General features: G+C 38.2%; 5 protein-coding genes. 2 read left to right on the plus strand and 3 right to left on the minus strand.

Annotated features, from left to right (window positions below; all coding sequences use genetic code 11):
• Positions 1–296 precede the first annotated feature (296 nt).
• Together ABXH34_RS17340 and ABXH34_RS17345 are read left to right on the plus strand one after the other, a co-directional pair.
• On the plus strand, positions 297–626 hold the full coding sequence (locus tag ABXH34_RS17340) for an ArsR/SmtB family transcription factor (protein WP_353314741.1): 330 nt from the start codon (positions 297–299) through the stop codon (positions 624–626).
• A gap of 32 nt (positions 627–658) precedes the next feature.
• Entirely contained in the window at positions 659–868 is a 210-nt protein-coding gene (locus tag ABXH34_RS17345) for a YgaP family membrane protein (protein WP_353573143.1), read from the plus strand.
• 103 nt (positions 869–971) lie between these two features.
• Here the strand turns inward: ABXH34_RS17345 and ABXH34_RS17350 are convergent, their stop codons facing one another.
• Genes ABXH34_RS17350 through ABXH34_RS17360 form a run of 3 tightly spaced genes read right to left on the minus strand, consistent with a single transcriptional unit; the run spans position 972 to position 5,276 of the window.
• Positions 972–2,162, minus strand: coding sequence for a hypothetical protein (locus ABXH34_RS17350; RefSeq protein ID WP_353573144.1), 1,191 nt, complete (start codon positions 2,160–2,162; stop codon positions 972–974).
• Positions 2,163–2,200: 38 nt separating this feature from the next.
• On the minus strand, positions 2,201–2,986 hold the full coding sequence (locus ABXH34_RS17355; RefSeq protein ID WP_353573145.1) for an outer membrane lipoprotein-sorting protein: 786 nt from the start codon (positions 2,984–2,986) through the stop codon (positions 2,201–2,203).
• Positions 2,943–5,276 (minus strand): efflux RND transporter permease subunit, encoded by a 2,334-nt coding sequence (locus ABXH34_RS17360; protein ID WP_353573146.1) that lies wholly within the window; start codon positions 5,274–5,276, stop codon positions 2,943–2,945. The genes ABXH34_RS17355 and ABXH34_RS17360 overlap by 44 nt, the downstream gene beginning before the upstream one ends.
• Positions 5,277–5,649: the final 373 nt, after the last annotated feature.

The following is a 5,649-nucleotide window of genomic DNA, read 5'->3' on the forward strand; positions in this document are numbered from 1 at the left end:
GCTATAACTATTTATGGACTAAGAGCTTACATTCACTCAGTAATTTTATTTTAAATTAGCAAATAATCATATATTAATAATTGCTATAACTTTAAATTATATAAAAATATATAAATCATACTTAATAGTAGTAGCTCTCAAACAATATTTTTCAAAAAATTACAATCAGTTAAATTATAATAGCTACAATCAAAATTACAACAAATGAGGATGGCATGTCTAAGAGAAACAACAAGGCAAAACAAAGCCAATCCTCTGAAAAATATACATTTTCAAAATTTCAGACGGGAATTCCCATGGCAAATACAACCAGTCAGTCTTTTGCATTAATGACACATGATGAAGATATTGAGCGGGCTTCTCGTTCTATGCGTGCGATGTCTCACCCATTACGTCTAAAAATCCTATGTACTTTGGGTGAAGATGAATATAGCGTGCAAGATATTGTAGAAAAAGTGGGCACATCTCAAAGCAATATTTCTCAACATTTGGCCATTTTACGTGACAAAGGTATTTTAGCCTCTCGTAAAGATGCAAACCGTGTTTATTACCGTGTGAGTGATGCTCGAACCTTACGCCTAATCGGCATGATGCGCGAAGTGTTCTGCTCTTCATTTTGCGGATAAATGTTCTCAAAGTAAGCTTTAGGAGTTTTTTTATGACTGTTGAACGCATCGTATTTATTGTTGCGGGTTTTATGGTACTGCTATCAGTCGCTTTAACCCATTTTGTTCACCCTTATTTTGTGGGATTGACCTTGTTTGTCGGCCTGAATTTGTTCCAATCAGGTTTTACAAAATGGTGTCCTTTAGCAATTATCCTAAAAAAATTAGGCATGTCTTCTGAATGCCAACAGGCAACAAGCTAGACATGAATAGCCACCAGCCTATCTAAGTTGGTGGTTTTATAAATAGCGGCTTCTCAAACTATTTTCATAACTTTCTTGCCAATCGAATCAAAAATAAGTCTATCTAAAAATACCACGCCAGTTCCACTTGTATATGATCGTCATCACGCACAGAATAGAATGGATCGGATTGTGCTATATCAGAAAATAATCGGGCTTCTACAGTCAATTTAAATGACTGGCCTAAACGTCGGCTGGCTTCTAAACTAAATAATCTTCCGTTATGGTCAAGGTCTTGAATCACACCCATCAATAACTCGCTGGATTGTGCATCATTCAAGGTTAAGCGCAGCCCTACAAATAAATCATTTTGAAATGCGCTTGATGCGTTGTCGTCTCGGTCATCATATAAATATTCACTGATTAAACCTAAATCCCAACTGCTGTCCATAATCCCCACAAAAGTATATTCAAAACCACCTGTTGCCGCGAAAAAATTTTGTCTATCACTGTCACGATGAATGGCTTCTAATTTCCATAACCAATCCTCGTAAATCCATTGAACATCCAAACCCGTTTGCCTAATTTGCTCATAATAAGGTGTCAATACTGTCTCACCTGCTGCATCAGTTTTTGGTAATAACAAAGGATCACGCCCCGTACCTTGGAAATAAGATAAACCCAACTCCCAATCACCTAAAGTCTGTTGCCAACGTGCTGCCCAATCAATATGTTTTTCTTCGCGCGATGATTCGTACTGAGCCGCATCAGTATCAACAGGAAATGGGGTGCGTAAACGTCCATCCACACCAGCAAAAGTCCGCTCTCTAAATCCTGTTAAAACAAATAAATCCAATGTGCCCCAATTAGAATCAATCAGGGCTAAATTCACCATCGGTTGACCTAATTTATCTTCACCGTCAGTATTTTCTACCGCATCGGTTTGATTAATAATGTCGACTAAATGCTGTGATTCAGTTACACCCCAAAACAATTTACGAATTCCTAACCGCAATTCCCACTTTTCCGCAACTTTCATCCATGTTAATTCCCGAATATCAAAATGGGTGCGTTCACTGTCTTGCTGATCGATACGGGCATAAGGCACGAAAGTAAAACTTTGATGGTCATTATCCCAACTGGTATAAAATTCAGGTTGTAACGACAAAGAAAATTGATTGTGCTCAAACTGCCGATTATCTAATGGGGCTTGATTAAAGCCGCGCCATTCTATTGCGATATAACCCGAAAATTCAGAGGCAAAGCCCGTCGCAGCATAAAAAAATATCAAAAAGCTGAATATCAATCGTTTCATAAATGATTTAAAGGGGCACAGTTGTACCCCATTCCTATTTAACGTGCGCGTTTAAGACTGTTCTTATCAAAATCTCGAGCAGTCAACCCAGTCCTAAACTCATAGTCTTGCCATTCTAAGATGGTGCTTTTACCTGTTTGATGGTTGTCCATGTGCATCTTAGCAGGTCGCCAATATTGCTCTAAATACTGTTGATAACCTTCATACACCAATGTTTTCAACAAACTATTTTTACGGTCATAAAACTCGATTTTTTGCGGCTGCCAATAGGCTTGATCCACCCACGCAACTTGGCGTGTATAACCCGAATGTGCATACTCAGGATAACGCTCAACTACAAAGGTTGCACGATCATTTAAATCTTCATCCCGCAGCCACTTATAAGAATAACGTTCCACTTCCTGTGAGGTTAAATCCTCATAAGCGAACTCACTGCCCATAAAAGGCCCTGATTTATTTTTGGAACTAATCCGTTTGACTCGTTTTAACGCAGGTAAATATAACCACTGGTCATCAGGTATGGTCGCATGAGTAAAACTTAAAAATGCTGTGCCTTTCACATCACGCGGTTGGTCAAAAATACTTAAGCTTTTATCTCCATCATCTAAGATTTCTAGGCCGCGCATACGAATTTTACGTTGGCTTTTTTGCCCATGGCGATTACGTAAAATCATGGTCATATTGGCTTTCATATCCTGCCAACCTGTATCACGTTTGTCCGCTTCTTGGGCAATTTCTAACCCGCGTTCTTCTGGAGTCTGAGCAAAAACAGGTGCAGCACTAAGCAGACTCAGTAGCAACCCGAACAAGTATTGTTTCTTCATCAGTTTGTCCTTCTAGTTTCATTAAAAGTGGAGGAAGTAATAAGAAATCAGCTAATAGTGCGAGTAAAATCACGATAGCGGTTAATAAGCCCATATCAGCGTTAAGACTGAAAGAGGACAGTGATAAAATCAAAAAGCCAACACAGAGCACCACTGAAGTAATCCACAATGCCATGCCAACATGAGCAAAGGCGTAATGTACCGCTTCTGCTGGAGAGGCTTGTTTTTCACGGCGAGCACGTAAATATTTACTGAGGAAATGTACCGTATCATCAACTACAATACCGAGAGTCATACCCGTTACAACGGAAAGAGCTAAACCCACTTCACCAATAAATAAACCCCAAATCCCAAATCCCATCGCAGCAGGTGCAAGATTAGGTAACATACTTACCAGTCCCATTTTCCATGAACGCAAGGCAAAAATCAGAATCAGTGAAATCAATATCAGCGCGATGGTTGTGCCCAGCAACATACTTTTAATATTACGTTCCCCAATATGCGCAAACATTAAGGTCGGCCCACTGCCCGTAGTGTTAATATCTGGTGTATTCTGTGCCATCCATTGGGCAATACGTTGCTCTAAGGCTAGAATTTGTTTAGTAGAAATGGTGCGTAATGTCACGCTAACCCGCGTTGCTGACTTATCCACATCAATTTGATCGTTTAAATCTAAACCAAATGGCAAAGACATTTCATATAACAATAAATATTGTGCTGCTAATTCTCGTGTTTCAGGTAAATGGTAACTATCTGGATCATCAGCGTGCATGTTTTTGTTCAGGCGTTTCATGGTATCTGTGATGCTATTAACATGAATCACTTCAGGTTGTTGACGTAACCAATCGGTTAATTGAGCCGTTTGTTGTAAAAAATCTGGTCGACTAATACCATTTGATTCTTTTGCATTCAATGAATAATCAACACGATATAAACCACCGATATTGGCATCTACAAAATTTGCATGTTGTCTGAATTCAACCCGTTCATCAAAGTAATGTACAAAAACATCATTCAGCTCGTTACGTGGAATAAAGCTAATCAGCAGCACTGCAAATAAACTCATTCCAATCAATAAATTATGACGCTGTTGCACCACAAAATCACCAAAACGACCCATAAAATTGCTTTCGCCATCTGCAAGACGTTTTACTTTGACAGGCAATAACAACATCAATGCAGGTAAAAAGGTGACGCTCAACATAAAAGAGGCCAGCACGCCAAATGCAACAAAATTACCTAAATGACGAAATGGTGGTGCATCAGAAAAGTTCATACTTAAGAAACCAATTGTGGTGGTCAAACTGGTGAGTAGGATAGGTTGAAAATTCACCCGCAAACTTTCAGACATGGCGGCAAATTTATCTTTTCCATGACGGATGCCATGATAAAAGCTGACTAAAATATGCACTGAATTAGCAATCGCGATGGTTAAAATGATCGTCGGTGCAGAAGTCGAAGGCGGTGTAATCGGAAAGCCAACAAATCCCCCAAGACCCATCGCGGCTAGAATCGACATAAAAATCACCAATAAAGTCGCAAATGTCCCACTTAGCCCTTTTAGTAATAATGCCAACATCACTAGCATTGCAGCAAAACTGACAGGGATTAAAGTTTGAAAGTCGCTAACAGATGCTTCTTGAAATGCATTATTCATCATCACCATACCATTGAGATACACATCAATATTGGGGTGGCGGGCTTCTAATTTTTGAACCAAATCACGAGCAAATGCAACTACTTGAGGTGTTTCTTCTGCTTCATTGATACCAGGTAATTGTTCTGTGATATTAATAGCAGCAACGTGGGTTGATGGAGAAATTAAACGGTCTTTCAATAATGGTTCAGATAGAGCAATTTGTTTTAGCTTATCTAATTCAGCTTGTGTGAGCTGCTTGGGGTTTTCAATTAAATCTTGAACGATAAGCTCATCACCATCCGCATAGGTGTATTGAAAATTACTGATGGAATCAACTCGAATTGAAAAAGGGGTTTGCCAAGCTTGCTCGGTTGTCCAAACTACTGCGTCTAAAGTGTCATTGCTAAAGACTTGTCCATCTTTAGGGGCTAATACAATCAGTACATTATCGTTCTTAGTATAGGTATTCTCTAATAATTCAAATGCTTGCAGCTGTGGATTTTCCGCGCTAAAGAACACTCGATAGTTATTGGTAAATTCTAAGAATCGCCCGCCGCTTGCCGCTATCATCACCAACATAGGCATTACTACCAGCAATAACCACCGCCAACGGACAATCCATTGACTAAATACCATTTCTATTCTGTGCATTTGTCTCATCTCCTGTGAAAAATAAAAAATGAATACTAAATTTTATATAAATTATTCACAATTTAGGCAAAAAATTCCCTGCTCAACCTAATATGAGCATACTATTTGTGTTATCTGTTAAAACGAGCGTTTAGTGAAATAAATCTAAGTATTAATACGCAAACACTATATTATATTTAATATCATAAAGTTATTTTTATATTTCGCTAATATTCAGTATAAATCAATCTGAATCATTAACAATGAATTTTATTGTAAATATTCATAAGTTAAGAAAAAATTTATAAAATCATAAGTTGTTATATTTTTGATGGCTTGTTCTTTTGAAAGGAAGTCAACAATAGTTTCAAATTTTTCAAAGTCACCAAAATTA

Source organism: Candidatus Albibeggiatoa sp. nov. BB20, assembly GCA_016744725.1.
Taxonomy (GTDB): domain Bacteria; phylum Pseudomonadota; class Gammaproteobacteria; order Beggiatoales; family Beggiatoaceae; genus Albibeggiatoa.

Bases quoted from the DNA above. Each gene is read 5' to 3' on its own strand.
- ABXH34_RS17340 (WP_353314741.1), top strand. From the start codon at position 297: ATGGCAAATACAACCAGTCAGTCTTTTGCATTAATGACACATGATGAA.
- ABXH34_RS17345 (WP_353573143.1), top strand. From the start codon at position 659: ATGACTGTTGAACGCATCGTATTTATTGTTGCGGGTTTTATGGTACTG.
- ABXH34_RS17350 (WP_353573144.1), bottom strand. From the start codon at position 2,162: ATGAAACGATTGATATTCAGCTTTTTGATATTTTTTTATGCTGCGACG.
- ABXH34_RS17355 (WP_353573145.1), bottom strand. From the start codon at position 2,986: ATGAAGAAACAATACTTGTTCGGGTTGCTACTGAGTCTGCTTAGTGCT.
- ABXH34_RS17360 (WP_353573146.1), bottom strand. From the start codon at position 5,276: ATGCACAGAATAGAAATGGTATTTAGTCAATGGATTGTCCGTTGGCGG.